The sequence below is a fragment of the Bradyrhizobium sp. IC4059 genome (assembly GCF_020193615.1).
GTDB classification, from domain to species: Bacteria; Pseudomonadota; Alphaproteobacteria; order Rhizobiales; family Xanthobacteraceae; genus Bradyrhizobium; species Bradyrhizobium yuanmingense.
The window spans coordinates 690239-704932 of sequence record NZ_JADYVH010000002.1 but is presented as its reverse complement, the minus strand read 5'-3'; the positions used below and the strand labels follow the sequence as shown (position 1 = coordinate 704932).

Annotated in this window: 14 protein-coding genes; 7 read left to right on the top strand and 7 right to left on the bottom strand. The window is 63.9% G+C overall.

Annotated features, from left to right (window positions below; genetic code table 11):
- Nucleotides 1–204 precede the first annotated feature (204 nt).
- Nucleotides 205–423, bottom strand: coding sequence for a hypothetical protein (locus tag I6F12_RS09315; protein WP_249786911.1), 219 nt, complete (start codon nt 421–423; stop codon nt 205–207).
- Between the two features lie 308 nt (nt 424–731).
- Here I6F12_RS09315 and phaC point away from each other — a divergent pair, with 308 nt between their 5' ends.
- Together phaC and I6F12_RS09305 are read left to right on the top strand one after the other, a co-directional pair.
- The gene (gene phaC / locus I6F12_RS09310; protein WP_225156027.1) at nt 732–2540 is read left to right on the top strand and encodes a class I poly(R)-hydroxyalkanoic acid synthase; all 1809 of its coding nucleotides are present in this window, start codon (nt 732–734) and stop codon (nt 2538–2540) included.
- 122 nt (nt 2541–2662) lie between these two features.
- Nucleotides 2663–3061 (top strand): MAPEG family protein, encoded by a 399-nt coding sequence (locus I6F12_RS09305; protein ID WP_225113555.1) that lies wholly within the window; start codon nt 2663–2665, stop codon nt 3059–3061.
- Between the two features lie 116 nt (nt 3062–3177).
- Here the strand turns inward: I6F12_RS09305 and argC are convergent, their stop codons facing one another.
- Together argC and I6F12_RS09295 are read right to left on the bottom strand one after the other, a co-directional pair.
- Nucleotides 3178–4161: an N-acetyl-gamma-glutamyl-phosphate reductase gene (argC, locus tag I6F12_RS09300; RefSeq protein WP_036022938.1), complete on the bottom strand. Its 984-nt coding sequence runs from the start codon at nt 4159–4161 to the stop codon at nt 3178–3180.
- Complete coding sequence (locus I6F12_RS09295; protein WP_109143890.1) at nt 4158–4823, bottom strand: FMN-binding negative transcriptional regulator; 666 nt, start codon at nt 4821–4823, stop codon at nt 4158–4160. Before I6F12_RS09295 ends, argC begins: the two co-directional genes overlap by 4 nt.
- A 391-nt stretch (nt 4824–5214) precedes the next feature.
- On the opposite strand from I6F12_RS09295, the gene I6F12_RS09290 reads away from it, so the two are divergent.
- The gene (locus I6F12_RS09290; RefSeq protein WP_225125531.1) at nt 5215–6210 is read left to right on the top strand and encodes an MBL fold metallo-hydrolase; all 996 of its coding nucleotides are present in this window, start codon (nt 5215–5217) and stop codon (nt 6208–6210) included.
- A gap of 53 nt (nt 6211–6263) precedes the next feature.
- On the opposite strand, the gene I6F12_RS09285 is transcribed toward I6F12_RS09290, so the two are convergent.
- On the bottom strand, nt 6264–6794 hold the full coding sequence (locus tag I6F12_RS09285) for a DedA family protein (protein ID WP_035999932.1): 531 nt from the start codon (nt 6792–6794) through the stop codon (nt 6264–6266).
- A gap of 274 nt (nt 6795–7068) precedes the next feature.
- Here I6F12_RS09285 and parE point away from each other — a divergent pair, with 274 nt between their 5' ends.
- From parE to I6F12_RS09265, 4 genes are all read left to right on the top strand, one after another.
- Nucleotides 7069–9111, top strand: a complete 2043-nt coding sequence (gene parE, locus I6F12_RS09280; RefSeq protein WP_035999934.1) for a DNA topoisomerase IV subunit B — start codon at nt 7069–7071, stop codon at nt 9109–9111.
- Between the two features lie 441 nt (nt 9112–9552).
- Complete coding sequence (locus I6F12_RS09275; protein ID WP_225125533.1) at nt 9553–10335, top strand: porin family protein; 783 nt, start codon at nt 9553–9555, stop codon at nt 10333–10335.
- A 190-nt stretch (nt 10336–10525) separates the two neighbouring features.
- Nucleotides 10526–10711, top strand: coding sequence for a hypothetical protein (locus I6F12_RS09270; protein ID WP_036000069.1), 186 nt, complete (start codon nt 10526–10528; stop codon nt 10709–10711).
- Nucleotides 10712–10732: 21 nt separating this feature from the next.
- Nucleotides 10733–11503, top strand: coding sequence for a glucose 1-dehydrogenase (locus tag I6F12_RS09265; protein ID WP_225125536.1), 771 nt, complete (start codon nt 10733–10735; stop codon nt 11501–11503).
- A 111-nt stretch (nt 11504–11614) separates the two neighbouring features.
- Here I6F12_RS09265 and I6F12_RS09260 read toward each other — a convergent pair whose 3' ends face one another.
- From I6F12_RS09260 to I6F12_RS09250, 3 genes are all read right to left on the bottom strand, one after another.
- A complete protein-coding gene (locus I6F12_RS09260) occupies nt 11615–12382 on the bottom strand; it encodes an outer membrane beta-barrel protein (RefSeq protein ID WP_036022935.1) in 768 nt (255 codons plus the stop codon).
- 178 nt (nt 12383–12560) lie between these two features.
- Nucleotides 12561–13778: an FAD-dependent oxidoreductase gene (locus I6F12_RS09255; protein ID WP_225156026.1), complete on the bottom strand. Its 1218-nt coding sequence runs from the start codon at nt 13776–13778 to the stop codon at nt 12561–12563.
- Between the two features lie 211 nt (nt 13779–13989).
- Nucleotides 13990–14430, bottom strand: coding sequence for a hypothetical protein (locus I6F12_RS09250; RefSeq protein ID WP_225156025.1), 441 nt, complete (start codon nt 14428–14430; stop codon nt 13990–13992).
- Nucleotides 14431–14694 lie beyond the last annotated feature (264 nt).

Here is a 14694-nt window from a genome sequence, read left to right as displayed (position 1 = left end):
GGTCAGGACAGAATCGACAGGCCGCGAGGGCCGGCACGAAAGCACTCAGGCTCCATCGCGAAAATTACTCAAAATCAAATACTTAGAGCAATCGTCGGCAACGAAGATTGAAGTCGTTCGCCCTGACTCCAGGCTGAACCGAAGTCTTTTAGCACGGCAAAGCGGAGGCGCCAGCGGTTACGTTGCCAGTCTCCCGGTCCGGGCCTATTTGGCGTCCTTGGCGGCAGCGGCCTGGCGATCGCGCGCGGCGGCGAGCTCGGCCTCGATCTTGGCGCGCTGCTCCAGCGGGATGATCGCCTGATCGCGATCCGGCGGCAGATCGTGCACCGGCAGATAGGTCCCGGGCTCCTTGGCGCGCGGCGGCGCATCCGCGGGCGCCAGATCCGCGAGTTGACTCGAACACCCGCCCAACGCGAGCGCCATCAGCACAGCGCCGCAAATTGGCAGCGTCTTTTGCAGGTCCCATAACGCCAACACTTGGGAAATCCCCTACTCGTCCCAAAGCACGGCCCCGGGCAAGCTTACCCAAGACCCTGCCCAAGCTCAAACCATTGCTGCCCAAAATGGTTAGAGCAAGAAAACAGCCGATGCCCAACAAGCCGAGCCGTGCGGCCCGATTGTGACGGAACCGAGAAGATTTGTCGCAGTGCAACACATCTTCGAGAGCGTTTAACGTCAAACCTGCGAGCTTCGCGGTGACGGATACGGAATGAATCGTTACTGTTCTGCTCATGAGTATGGCCACCACCGATACGCCGAAATCCGAGACGAAGTTCGATGCCGAAGCCTTTGCGATGAACGTCGCGCGGGCGATGGAGAGCGGCGGGAAGGCGCTCGCCGCCTACCTCAAGCCGCGCGAGAGCGGCGAGGTGCAGGATCGCCCGCCGGCCGAGCTTGCCGAGGTCGTCAAGACGTTCACGTCGGTCGCCGAATATTGGCTGTCGGACACGTCCCGCTCGTCCGATCTCCAGACCAAGCTCGCCAAGGACTATCTCGACCTGTGGGGCTCGGCGGTGCGCCGCATGGCCGGTCAGGACGCCGAGCCCGCGATCGCCCCCTCGCCGCGCGACAAGCGCTTTGCCGATCCGGAATGGAAGTCGAACCAGTTCTTCGACTTCGTCATGCAGCTCTATCTGCTCACGACCAAATGGGCGCAGGAGCTGGTGCGCGACGCCGAAGGGCTCGATCCGCACACGCGCCGCAAGGCCGAGTTCTACGTCCAGCAGGTCACCAACGCGCTCTCGCCGTCGAACTTCGTGCTGACCAATCCCGAAGTGCTGCGCGAGACGGTGGCGTCCAGCGGCGAGAACCTCGCGCGCGGCCTGAAGATGCTGGCCGAGGACATCGCCGCCGGCAAGGGCATGCTGAAGATCCGCCAGTCCAACCCGGACAATCTCGTCGTCGGCGTCAACATGGCGACGACGCCGGGCAAGGTGATCTACCAGAACGAGATGATGCAGCTGATCCAGTATTCGCCGACGACGGAGAAGGTGCTGCGCACCCCGCTCCTGATCGTGCCGCCCTGGATCAACAAGTTCTACATCCTCGATCTGAAGCCGGAGAAATCCTACATCAAGTGGTGCGTCGACCAGGGCATCACCGTCTTCGTGATCTCATGGGTCAATCCCGACAAGCGGCTCGGCAACAAGGGCTGGGAAGACTACATGAAGGAAGGCCCGCTCACGGCGATGGACGTGATCGAGAAGATCACCGGCGAGATGAAGGTGCACACCGCCGGCTATTGCGTCGGCGGCACGATGCTCGCGACCACGCTGGCCTGGCTCGCCGAGAAGCGCCGCCAGCGCGTGTCGTCCGCGACGTTCTTCGCGGCCCAGGTCGACTTCACTCATGCCGGCGATCTGCTCGTGTTCGTCGACGAGGAGCAGATCGCCGCGATCGAGCAGGACATGAAGACTGCCGGCGTGCTCGAAGGCTCGAAGATGGCCATGGCCTTCAACATGCTGCGCTCCAACGACCTGATCTGGTCCTACGTGGTCAGCAACTATCTGAAAGGCCAGCAGCCGAGCGCGTTCGACCTGTTGCATTGGAACTCCGATGCGACACGAATGACCCAGGCCAACCATTCCTATTACCTGCGCAATTGCTACCTGGAGAACCGGCTCTCCACCGGCACGATGGCGCTCGACAACACCCTGCTCGATCTCTCCAAGGTGAAGGTGCCGGTCTACAATCTCGCCACCCGCGAGGATCACATCGCGCCCGCGGAATCGGTGCTCTACGGCTCGCAATTCTTCGGCGGCCCGGTGAAATACGTGCTGTCCGGCTCGGGCCACATCGCGGGCGTGGTCAATCCGCCTGCCGCGAACAAGTACCAGTATTGGACCAACGACAACATCAAGAACGTCAGCGTCGCGCAGTGGATGAAGGGCGCCACCGAGCACAAGGGCTCGTGGTGGCCGGACTGGCGGGAGTGGCTGGGCGAGCTCGACCCCGAGGAAGTCCCGGCGCGCGTGGTCGGCAGCGACGCATTTCCGCCGATCGAGGACGCGCCCGGCAGCTATGTCAGAGTTCGCGCGTAGCGGAATCCGGCGCGCTTTCGTATAGACTAATTGTTTGAGCATGATCTTTTCGGAAAACCGCTACTCACTTTTCCGGATCGTGCTCTCGCCTCAATCCAGCGACGACACAGGGGACCGCCACTATGACACGCGAATTGTTCTGGCTGACACTGACGGTGATCCTGACGGGCGTTCTGTGGGTTCCGTACATCATCAACCGCTGCCAGGTTCGCGGTTTGAGCGGTGCGATGGCCAACCCCGCGCGCGGCGACAAGCCCCAGGCGGAGTGGGCAAACCGGCTGATGTTCGCCCATGACAACGCGGTCGAGAACCTCGTCATCTTCGCCCCGCTGGTGCTGATCCTGAACGCGATCGACTATTCCACGAAATGGACGGTGCTCGCCTGCGCCGTCTATTTCTGGTCGCGCATCGCGCACACCATCGTCTATGCGCTCGGAATTCCGGTGTTCCGCACCCTCGCCTTCACCGTCGGCTTCTTCGCCCAGGCCGTGCTGGTGTTGGCGATCTTCGGATTGGTTTGAAGCACTTTCCACGTCATTGCGAGGAGCCCTTGCGACGAAGCAATCCAGACTATTTCCGCGGTGGAAGCTCTGGATTGCTTCGCTTCGCTCGCAATGACGGAGGATAGAGGCCTGCCTCACTCCTCCGGCAGGCCGAGCATCAGCCGCATGTTCTGCACGGCTGCGCCGGATGCCCCCTTGCCGAGATTGTCGAGCCGGGCGACCAATAGCGCCTGGTGATATTTGTCGCTGGCGAAGACGTAGAGCTCGAGCATGTTGGTCTCGTTGAGCGCCTCCGGCTCGAGCCGGCCGCCCTTGCTCGCCTCGTTTTGCAGCGGCATCACCTTGACGTATTTCGAGCCGGCGTAACGTTTTGCCATCGCCGCCTGCAGGTCGGCGCCGCCGGGCTTGCCCGGCAGCGTGTCGAGCTGGAGCGGCACCGAGACCAGCATGCCCTGCCGGTAGTTGCCGACCGAGGGAATGAAGATCGGCCGCCGCGTCAGGTTCGAATAGAGCTGCATCTCCGGCAGATGCTTGTGCTCGAAGCCGAGGCCGTAGAGCTCGAAGGACGGGGCGCTGCCATCCTCGAAGCTTGCGATCATCGACTTGCCACCGCCGGAATAGCCGCTCACCGCGTTGACGGTGACGGGATAATCAGGCGGCAGCAGGCCAGCATCGACGATCGGCCGCAGCAGCGCGATCGCGCCGGTCGGATAGCAGCCGGGATTGGAGACCTTCTTCGCCGCCTTGATCTTGCCGGCCTGGTCAGGCGTGAGCTCCGCAAAGCCGTAAGCCCAGTCCGGCGCGACCCGGTAGGCGGTCGAGGCATCCAGCACCTTGGGCGCGTGAGCCCCCATGCCGTCGACCAGGGCAACGGTTTCCTTGGCGGCATCGTCGGGAAGGCAGAGTATGACGAGATCCACCTCCTCCATCAGCGCCTTCTTGGCCGCGGGATCCTTGCGCTTGTCGTCGGCAATGGTCTTCACCGCGACGTCGCTTTGGAGCTTCAGCCGCTCATTGATGCCGAGCCCGGTGGTGCCGGAGCCGCCATCGACGAAGACGGTGGCCGGCTTCTTTGCCGCGCTGGTGGCCGGAGCTTTGGTGGTGTCAGCGAGGCTCATGATGCGCTCCCTTCGAGCATGTTCGTGTCGTCTGCGAAAATCTGCGGCCTTGCCTGCCGCATCAATTGTGAGATCCGCTTGGCATCGGCATCGCCGCCGTCAAGCGCATTCGCGATCGCTGCATAATCGGCATCCGACTTGTGCTGGTTCAGCTTGAAGCTGCCTTCGACCTCCTCAACGGTCATGACCAGCCCAACGATCCCTTTCTTCATCGTCTCCAGCCGACCCGCCGTCATCTTGGCCGACGTCCACGGCTTTTTCGGCAACAGCCAGCCCTCAAACTTGGCGCTGAGCGTCTCGAGCTGCACCGCCAGCTCGTCATCCGACAACAGCCGAACCGGCCCGCTCAGATGCACCGACTGGTAGAGCCAGGTCGGAACCTGATCCGGCGAGACGTACCAGTCCGGCGATACATAGGCATCCGGGCCGTTGACCGCGAGCAGCCACGACGCCTCGCCGCCCGCCAGCTTTAGCAGCGGATTGTGACGGGCGAGATGAAAGGCAGCCTGCGGCGTGCCATCTGCGGCATAGGTCAAATAGAACGGCAACGGCGAGGCGATCGGCCGCTTGCCATCGAAGGCGCACATCGTGCCGAAGCCGCGCTCCTCGGCGAATTTCAGGCTCGCGGCGCGGTCCTGCTTGAAAAAGGGTGGCGTGTACATCGTGGTCTCCTGCTGGGCCTCCTCGGGGGACCGCCGGATCAGATCGCGCTGACAGGAGAGAGGATGCCGCGGATCGGGTCCAGCGGCAAAGACGATGATCTCAAACGCGATCGACCGCCCAAACCGCTAAGCTGCGGCGGCGGCGACGGGCGAACAGAATGGTCGCGGCGTTGATCATGGCGCGCGGCTATAATGCCCGCTGGTTCCATGGTCAAGAGCAAATCGGTTCAGTGGGACGGCAGGATGCCGCACGCGCGACGGCAGGACGCGCACAGATGTCATCGGCCCGCCGTGGAATTTCCACTAGAAGTAGGGGTTTTCGAGAACGACCGGCGGGACACAACCTCTTCGCCGGCCCCGAGCCGTTCGCACCCAGCCTCAGGACATCACCATGACCGAGATTACTCGTCGCGCAACGCTAGCCGGCGCCGCCGCATCGGCGCTCCTGCCTTTCGTGAAGATTTTGCCCGCGGGCGCCGCCGCGCCGCTGGCCGAGAAGCAGAATGCGAGCTTCTATCGCTACAATGTCGGCACCCACCAGGTCACGGTGGTCTGCGATGGCGTTGCGACCGTCAATCTGACCGACAATTACGCCGCCGGCGCCAGCAAGGATGACATCAACAAAGTGTTCGCCGAGCACCACCTGCCGGCCGACAAGGTCACCCACACCTTCAACCCGGTCGTGGTCAACACCGGACCGAAGCTCGTCGTCATCGATACCGGGCTCGGTCCCGACCAGTTCACGCAGTCGAAGGGCAAGGTCGGCCAATTCCAGAACAATCTCGCCGCCGCCGGCATCGACCGCGCGGCGGTCGATACCGTCATCATCTCCCATTTCCATGGCGACCACATCAACGGCCTGCTGGCGGCCGAGAACAAGCCCGCCTTCCCCAATGCCGAGATCATGGTTCCGGCGGTGGAATGGAAGTTCTGGATGGATGACGGCGAGATGAGCAAGGGGATGGGCAATCCGATCCTCGAGAACAATTTCAAGAACATCCGCCGCGTGTTCGATGCCCTGGGCCGCAAGGTCACGCAATATGAGGCCGGCAAGGAAGTCGCGCCCGGGATCACCTCGGTGGCGAGCCCCGGCCACACGCCAGGCCACAATTCCTTCATCGTCGCCTCCGGCGCCGAGAAGGTGCTGGTGCAGGTGGATATCACCGCGGGCGCAGCGTTCCTGTTCGTGAAGCATCCCGAATGGAACATCGCATCCGACGTCGACAAGCCGCTGGCCCAGCAGACGCGCCGCAAGCTCTACGACATGGCGATTGCCGAGAAGATGCCGATCCAGGCCTTCCACGCCGCCTTCCCCGGTCTCGTCCGGGTCGAGAAGGACGGCTCCGGATATCGCTGGATCCCCGCGATCTGGAACGCATCGCTGTAGGCTTGCTTAGAAGGCTTGGCCTGACGCCCTGACCGGGCGGCCCCGTTGCCCGGTCAGATCACCCGCCAGATCCACTCCATGATCTTGGCGAGCACGTCGCCGAACAGCAGGAGCACGGCCGACCAGATCAGGGCCGAGACGAAGTTTGCAGCCTGGAAGGTCCAATAGGGCATCTCGAAGATGCCGGCCGCGAGCGGCACCGAGGCGCGCAGGGGTCCGAAGAAGCGCCCGATGAAGATGCTGGGGACGCCCCAGCTGCGCACGAAAGCCTCGCCTCTGGGGAGCAGTCCCGGATAGCGCGAGAGCGGCCACATCTCGGCGACCTTCTCCTTGTAGCGATAGCCGAACCAGTAGGAGACCCAGTCACCCAGCGCCGCGCCGAGGGCGCCGGCAATCCAGACCGGAAAAAAGTTGATGCCGCTGACCCCGATCAGCGCACCGATTGCCACCAGCGCGCCCCAGGCCGGGACCAGCAGCGAGATGAAGGCGAGCGACTCTCCGAAGGCCAGCACGAACACGATTGGCGCTGCCCAAGCCTGGTGAACGCGCACGAAGTCAGTGAGGGCGTGCGCAAACTGCTCCATCCAAAATAGCCTTCCCGCCCCGTCTCAAGGTGCTGCTCGATGAAAAGGACTGGTAAGCCAAGGACTTGTGTGACATCAAGTCACAAAACCCAGACATCACCAAGCCGGCATGTCAAATTGCCGGGAAATGGCGAGGCTGCGGCGTAAAATCGCCCGGATTCGCTCCCAACCCACAGCGCCCAGTCCGCCCTACGGTAACCTTTCCAAGTCAGAAGTGGCATAGTCGGCTTAACCGATTCGCCGCTTCTGCGGCCCTCAAAACCCATCAAGATATATGTCCAAGCAGTTGAAGCCAAAAGCAAAAGACGATTTCTTCGGCGGTGACGAGCCGAAGCCCCGCACAGCCGTCAAGGCGGCGCCGCGCAGTGGCGGGGAAGCCGATTACACGGCAGCCGACATCGAGGTGCTCGAGGGGCTGGAACCGGTGCGGCGCCGGCCCGGCATGTATATCGGCGGCACCGACGAGAAGGCGCTGCATCATCTGTTCGCCGAAGTCATCGACAACTCGATGGACGAGGCGTTGGCCGGGCATGCGACCTTCATCGGAGTCGAGCTGAGTGCGGACGGTTTCCTGACCGTCACCGACAACGGCCGCGGCATCCCGATCGATCCGCATCCGAAATTCCCGAAGAAGTCGGCGCTCGAAGTCATCATGTGCACGCTGCATTCGGGCGGCAAGTTCGACAGCAAGGTCTATGAGACCTCGGGCGGTCTGCATGGCGTCGGCATCTCCGTGGTGAACGCCCTCTCCTCGCGTCTCGAAGTCGAGGTCGCGCGCAGCCAGAAACTCTACCGCATGACCTTCGAGCGCGGCCATCCCAAGGGCAAGCTCGAGGACCTCGGCAAGGTCAACAACCGCCGCGGCACGCGCGTGCGCTTCAAGCCCGACACCGACATCTTCGGGCAGAAGGCCGCGTTCAAGCCGCAGCGCCTGTTCAAGATGACGCGCTCGAAGGCCTACCTGTTCGGCGGCGTCGAGATCCGCTGGAACTGCGCGCCCGAGCTGCTCAAAGGCGTCGAGGACGTGCCGGCGGAAGCGACGTTCCACTTCCCGGGCGGCCTCAAGGACTATCTCGCTGCCGCGATCCACGCCGACACGCTGGTGCATCCGGACATCTTCTCCGGCAAGTCGGGACGCAACGGCGCGCACGGCGCCTGCGAATGGGCGGTGGCCTGGACCGCGGACGCCGACGGCTTCCTTTCCTCCTACACCAACACCGTGCCGACGCCCGACGGCGGCACCCACGAATCCGGCCTGCGCAGCGCGCTGCTGCGCGGCTTGAAGGATCACGCCGAGCGCGTCGGCCAGGGCAAGCGCGCCGCCTCCGTCACCTCGGAAGACGTGATGGTGGGCGCCGCCGTGATGCTTTCGGTGTTCGTGCGCGAGCCCGAATTCCAGGGCCAGACCAAGGATCGCCTCGCCACCGCCGAAGCGCAGCGCATCGTCGAGCAGGCGATGAAGGACCCGTTCGACCATTGGCTGTCGGGCAATCCGAACATGGCCAACCGGCTGCTCGACTTCGTCATCGACCGCGCCGAGGAGCGGCTGCGGCGGCGGCAGGAGAAGGAGACCGCACGCAAGACGGCCGGCAAGAAGCTGCGCCTGCCCGGCAAGCTCGCCGACTGCACCGATGCCGGCACCGAGGGCTCGGAGCTGTTCATCGTCGAGGGCGACTCGGCCGGCGGCAGCGCCAAGCAGGCGCGCGACCGCAAGACCCAGGCCGTGCTGCCGCTGCGCGGCAAGATCCTCAACGTCGCCTCCGCCGGCAAGGACAAGCTGACGGCGAATGCGCAGCTCTCCGACCTCGTGCAGGCGATCGGCTGCGGCACGCTCGCGCAATATCGCGAGGAGGATCTGCGCTATCAGCGCATCATCATCATGACCGACGCCGACGTCGACGGCGCCCACATCGCCTCGCTCCTGATCACCTTCTTCTATCGCCAGATGCCGCGGCTGATCGATGAGGGACATCTCTTCCTCGCGGTGCCGCCGCTCTACAAGCTGACCCACGGCTCCAAGTCGGTCTACGCCCGCGACGACGCGCACAAGGAGGCGCTGCTCAAGAGCGCGTTCAACGCCAACGCCAAGGTCGAGGTGAACCGCTTCAAAGGGCTCGGCGAGATGATGCCGGCGCAGCTCAAGGAGACCACCATGGACCCGGCCAGGCGGACGCTGCTCAAGGTGGTGCTGCTGGCCGACGACCGCGACACCACGGCGGATTCGGTCGAGCGGCTGATGGGCACCAAGGCCGAGGCGCGCTTTGCCTTCATCTCGGACAAGGCCGAGTTTGCCAGCGACGAGCTGCTGGACGTTTGAGGCGGCAACCAAACCGGCTGCACGCCAACACAGCCCCGGCCCAAAGCCGGGGCTGTGTCTTTGGGGCAGCGGCCGCCGTTTCGGACCAGTTTGCCTTGTGTGCTGCCGGGATCTTCGTTGCTTTCCGGATTCGTCTCGCGGCGACTCGGCCAGCGACTCAGCGGACGCTGCGGCCGGGAGCAGGATTGCCTCCGTCTCGGACAAAACCGAATTTGCTAACGAAACCTTACTCAAAATCGAGTCGCCAGAATCCGGTCAAGGCCTTGAAACATAACAATTTTTCTAGATCTGGGCGAGGCCGCCGCAAAATACCCCCACACCGGCGTTTTCCGGCGACTGTGCCTGTCCGGCAACAGCATTTCGGCAAGAACCGTCTATAGTCCGGTCATCAGATGACACGGACTTCAGTGCGCTCGCGCCGACAAGGTTTGGGGATTTAAAATGAAGAAGACATTGCTCGCTCTGACCGCGGTTGCGGCGATGGCCGGCTCGGCCTCGGCTGCCGACTTGGGCGCCCGTCCCTACGCGAAGGCCCCGATGCCGGCGCCCGTCGCCAACTGGACCGGCTTCTACGTCTTCGGCGGCGGCGGCGGCGGCCTCTCCAATGCTGACCAGCAGATTGTCGACACCGCCACGGGTACCCCGCTGACCATCACCCAGCGTCAGGGCGGTTCCGGTTGGTTTGGTACGGTCGGCGCTGGTTACGACTGGCAGTTCAGCGGCACCTGGGTCGCCGGTGTGTTTGGCGACGCTCAGTTCGGCAGCATCCGCTCCACCATCCAGGATCCGATCTTCGACATCACTGGTAACCAGAAGCTGGAGACCTCTTGGGCCGCGGGCGTGCGCCTCGGCTGGCTGGTCGCTCCGAACGTTCTCTCCTACGTCAACGGCGGTTACTCCGGCGCTCACTTCGGCCGCACCAACTTCACGACGCTCGGCGGTACCCCGGCCGGTGTTCACCTCAATGGCTACGATCGTCACGGCTGGTTCATCGGCGGCGGCGTCGAGAACAGCCTGAACATCTTCGGCATCACCTCGCCCGGCTGGTTCATGAAGACCGAGTACCGTTCGGCCTTCTACAATGCCAAGACTGAGGCTATCCGCACCGATATCGGCGACCTCCCGACCATCAACAGCGTCCGCGCCAACAGCTGGAACCAGACGATCTCGACCTCGCTGGTCTACCGCTTCAACTGGACCGGTCCGGTCGTCGCGAAGTACTGATCTGATCGCACGATCAAGCGTCAAAGCCCCGGCATCGCCGGGGCTTTTTCGTTTTGGGCCCTAGCGTCCTTGCGGCCACGGCCCATTGTGTCCGTACCAGAGCTACGGCTAGTCTGTCGGCAAGTTTTCGTGGCTGCGGCAGTCGTTGATGCCGTGGAGCGCGACAGAAGCGGACCGATGGGAGGAAGGCATGCGCAGATTTCTGCTGGTGGCAGGCCTGTTTGCAACCGCTCTCGGGCTGCTCTGGATTGGACAGGGCACGGGCACGGTTCCGTGGCCGCGATCGAGCTTCATGGTCAACCAGCTGCACTGGGCCGGCTATGGCGCAGCCATGGCCGGGTTCGGGCTGGTGCTGATCTGGCAGAGCAACCAATAGAAGAAACCAGGGAATTCAAGCATGACATCCAGCCGGTTCGATCTCCGCGGCAAGGTCGCGATCCTCACGGGAGGCAATGGCGGCATCGGGCTCGGCATGGCGCGCGGCCTCGCCGATGCCGGCGCCGACATCGCCGTGGTCGGACGCAACGAGAGCAAGTCCGCCGCCGCCGTGGCCGATCTCAGGCAGCGCGGCGTGAAGGCGATCGCCGTCGCCACCGACGTGACCGACAAGGCGGCAGTCGCAGCCATGATCGACCGTGTCGTCAAGGAGCTCGGCCGCATCGACATCCTCGTCAACAATGCCGGCATGAGCATCCGCAAGCCGCCGCACGAGCTCGAGCTCGACGAGTGGAACAAGGTGATCGACACCAACCTCACCAGCGCCTTCGTGTGCTCGAAGCTGGCCTATCCGGCGCTGAAGGCGTCCGGCAACGGCAAGGTGATCAACATCGGCTCGATGATGTCGATCTTCGGCGCAAGCTTCGCGACCGCCTATGCGGCCAGCAAGGGCGGCATCGTGCAGTATACGCGCGCCTGCGCCAATGCCTGGGCGCCGGACAACATCCAGGTCAATGCCATCCTGCCGGGCTGGATCGACACCGATCTCACCCGCGGCGCGCGACAGCAGGTCTCGGGGCTGCACGAACGCGTGCTGGCGCGCACGCCTGCCGGACGCTGGGGCGACATCGACGACTTCGCCGGCATCGCCGTGTTCCTGGCATCGCCCGCGTCGAATTTCGTCACGGGCACCGCGATCCCGGTCGACGGCGGATTCTCGGTGATGGCCTGAGGTCGGTCTGCGCGCCATCCAACGACGCAAAAAAGAAGCCCCGGACGACGCCGGGGCTTTTGAATTGAGACAGTGCTTTTCTTGATCGTTGGTCGCGTTGCGTCGACGTGCTCAGTAGCGGGCGATGGTGGGTGCGTCGAACTTGTAGCTCGCGCGCACCACGGCCCATTGGATGTCGCGCGGCTTGGCATCGAAGGTGTAGTTTCCGGAGGTGCCGCCGAGCTGATAGGTCTGGCTGGTGAAGGCCGCGTAATTGTATTCGAGGCCGACGATCCAGTTGCGGGTGACGCCGTATTCCCAGCCGGCGCCGACGGTCCAGCCGTTAGCCCAATGGGTTTGTCCGCCCGAGCCCGTCGCCACACCGACGGTGTCGGTGACCGAGAGGCGGTTGTTCGCGCCGGCATAGCCGCCCTTGATGTAGAAGAGGTTGTTCTGCACGGCGAAGCCGGCGCGCCCGACCACGGTCGCGAGCACGTTGGTACGCCAGGAGAACACGTCATCCGCGGCGCCAAACACGGTGTTCGTGAACGAGCCCTTGTTGTCGAGACCCGAAATCGTGCCTTCCACGCCGAACACGTAATTGTTGGCCTGCCAATTGTAGCCGATCTGCGCGCCGCCCATGACGCCCGCGTTGCGCTGGCGATAGCCCTCTCCCGGCAGCAGATCGCCGAACGCCGCGCCGGTGCCGTTGTTGATGAACTGCTGGTTGGTCCATGCGCCACCGATGTGGCCGCCGACATAGAAGCCGGTCCAGTTGAACAGCGGCTCGACATAGGCGGGCGCCTTCGTGTAGCGCGCACCGAGATCGGCGGCGGAGGCCGCACCGGTCGAAACCAGAGCCGTCGTGCAGGCAAAGGCGGCAATCAACTTATTACGCATGGTACACCCTGTGTCCTTGATGGACGCACGGTCACAGACGGCTCTTACCAAAATTGAAATCAACACGGTTAACGTGGCGGTTGGGCCCGCATCGCGCCGTGAATCCGATGGCGATGTTGCAAGCGTGCAACGCATCGCGCGCGAATTCACGCCGCGTTATCCCTACCGAAGTCCTCCGCTAGGATTGCGGCGCGGCGCGCAAATGCACGTGCTCGGGCCGCACGCCGAGCGCAAGCAGGCGCGCTGGAATGCCCTGGAGCCATGGCAGCGCGGTGATGAGGCGCACGACCAGCGGCACCTTCAGCGGCCGGTCGCCGCCCTGCAAGGCGCCACTGATGATGTTGTTCTGCACGACCACCTGCATAGCTTGCGTCATCTTCACCGGGAACGCGCGACGGCGCCTGATGGCATCGAGCTCGTGCTCGGACGGGCAGCCATGCTGCAGCTTGTCCGCCAGGAGGTTCGCGGTCGCAACCGCATCCTGGACGGCGAGATTGACGCCGACGCCGCCGATTGGCGACATCGCATGCGCGGCGTCGCCGATGCACAACAGGCCTGGCTGCGTCCAGCGCGTCAGACGGTTGATCGCGACGGTGAGCAGCTTGACGTCGTCGAAGCTCTTCACCTCGGCGGTGCCGGAGCGGAGGATCGGCGCCATGCGCACGACGTCGTCGAGCAGCGCCGAAAGTCCCCTCGCCTTCACCGCATCGTACTGTCCCTTGGCGATGACATAAGCGCACTGCCAATAATCGCCGCGGTCGAAGGTGATCATCATCTTGCCGGGCTCGACCCGCGCGAACACGTTCTCGGTCTCTTCGGGTGTGCGGCCGGCGCGAAACCACAGCACGTCCATCGGCGCGCCGATCTCCTCGACGCTAAGGCCGGCGCGCTCGCGCACCGTCGAATGCCGGCCGTCGCAGGCGATGGTGAGATCGGCCTCGATGTCGATGATGCCCTCAGGCGTCTTCGCCCGCACGCCGGCGATCGTCTCGCCGCGGCGGATCAGATCGATCGCCTCCGTGCTCATCATCACCTCGAGCGAGGCAAAGCGCCTGCCCGCCTCGCGCAGAAAATTCAAGAAGTCCCATTGCGGCATGAAGGCGATGAAGGGGTATTTGGTATGGAGCCGGCTGAGATCGGCAATGCGCACAGGCGTGCCGCCGAACAGGCCGTCCATCTTTTGCAGGCGCTGGTGCGGCAGCTTCAGGAAGCCGTCGATCAGGCCGAGCTCATCCATCACTTCAAGCGTCGACGGATGCACGGTATCGCCGCGGAAGTCGCGGAAGAAATCCGCATGCTTCTCCAGCACCACGACGTCGATGCCGGCGCGTCCCAGAAGGTAACCGAGCATCATGCCGGCAGGTCCCCCGCCGACGATGCAGCAGCGGACTTTCATGGTCCTGTCAGATTGTGGGTTGGGTGTCACTGCAGACGCGAACCGCGATGTGAGTATCGATGAAGAGATGTCCGCCGATACTAGCGCGATTCAGGTCAAAGAGAGTCCTAATTATGCAGGGCGCAGGTGGATCAATGCCGGTTGGGAGCAGCAGACCGGCGCCAAATGAAAGGCCCGCTTCGTGCGGGCCTTCCGTGACAATCGCGTTCGACTATTTCTGATCCTCGTTGCTGGTCCCGGACCCCGGACTACCGATCGGCACCCCATTCGGAGCGCGCCCGGCACCCATGTTTCGCTCGGCCTGAGCTGCCGTGGGCGACTTGCCGGCGGCAGTCGGCGCCTGAACGTTGGGATTGGTCGGGCTGTTATTGGTGTTGATGTTGGCGCCTGTGGTGGTGCCCTGCGTTCCCATGCCGGAGGGAGCCGACGGCCCGGAATTGGCACTGCTGGGTGACGTTCCCATTCCGGCGCCCGATGAGGCCGCAGATCCGCCGCTGGTTCCGCCGGTCCCCGTGCCTGCCGCGGCACCCGCACCTGCGCCACCGCCGCCTGCGCCACCACCACCGCCTCCGCCACCACCGCCTCCTTGAGCAAGGGCGGCCGTCGAAAGCGCAGCACAAGCGATCGTGACGAGGATGGATTTACGGATCATGGATCGTCTCCCTGGTTTGGCAAACAATCCAGCCCGGCAGGAGTTGTTCCTTCCGCAGGGGAAGCGAGCTTCTCGTCTCAGGACTTTGGCGACTTGCGGTCCCACGGCCGTTTGCCATCGGCGTCGCGATCCCATGGTCGCGTGGCCGGAGCCCCCTTCTCATCCTCGGCGGCCTTCGCGCGGTCCGCCTGGACGCGTTCGCGATCAGTGAGAGGTGGGGCTGTGGGAACTGGATTCGTTTGAGCCAGAACCGGAAGCGTCGTA

Coding starts and splice junctions, on each gene's coding strand:
- phaC (WP_225156027.1), top strand. CDS start 732: ATGAGTATGGCCACCACCGATACGCCGAAATCCGAGACGAAGTTCGAT.
- I6F12_RS09290 (WP_225125531.1), top strand. CDS start 5,215: ATGACCGAGATTACTCGTCGCGCAACGCTAGCCGGCGCCGCCGCATCG.
- I6F12_RS09315 (WP_249786911.1), bottom strand. CDS start 423: ATGGCGCTCGCGTTGGGCGGGTGTTCGAGTCAACTCGCGGATCTGGCG.
- I6F12_RS09250 (WP_225156025.1), bottom strand. CDS start 14,430: ATGATCCGTAAATCCATCCTCGTCACGATCGCTTGTGCTGCGCTTTCG.
- I6F12_RS09255 (WP_225156026.1), bottom strand. CDS start 13,778: ATGAAAGTCCGCTGCTGCATCGTCGGCGGGGGACCTGCCGGCATGATG.
- I6F12_RS09270 (WP_036000069.1), top strand. CDS start 10,526: ATGCGCAGATTTCTGCTGGTGGCAGGCCTGTTTGCAACCGCTCTCGGG.
- I6F12_RS09285 (WP_035999932.1), bottom strand. CDS start 6,794: ATGGAGCAGTTTGCGCACGCCCTCACTGACTTCGTGCGCGTTCACCAG.
- I6F12_RS09305 (WP_225113555.1), top strand. CDS start 2,663: ATGACACGCGAATTGTTCTGGCTGACACTGACGGTGATCCTGACGGGC.
- argC (WP_036022938.1), bottom strand. CDS start 4,161: ATGAGCCTCGCTGACACCACCAAAGCTCCGGCCACCAGCGCGGCAAAG.
- parE (WP_035999934.1), top strand. CDS start 7,069: ATGTCCAAGCAGTTGAAGCCAAAAGCAAAAGACGATTTCTTCGGCGGT.
- I6F12_RS09275 (WP_225125533.1), top strand. CDS start 9,553: ATGAAGAAGACATTGCTCGCTCTGACCGCGGTTGCGGCGATGGCCGGC.
- I6F12_RS09295 (WP_109143890.1), bottom strand. CDS start 4,823: ATGTACACGCCACCCTTTTTCAAGCAGGACCGCGCCGCGAGCCTGAAA.
- I6F12_RS09265 (WP_225125536.1), top strand. CDS start 10,733: ATGACATCCAGCCGGTTCGATCTCCGCGGCAAGGTCGCGATCCTCACG.
- I6F12_RS09260 (WP_036022935.1), bottom strand. CDS start 12,382: ATGCGTAATAAGTTGATTGCCGCCTTTGCCTGCACGACGGCTCTGGTT.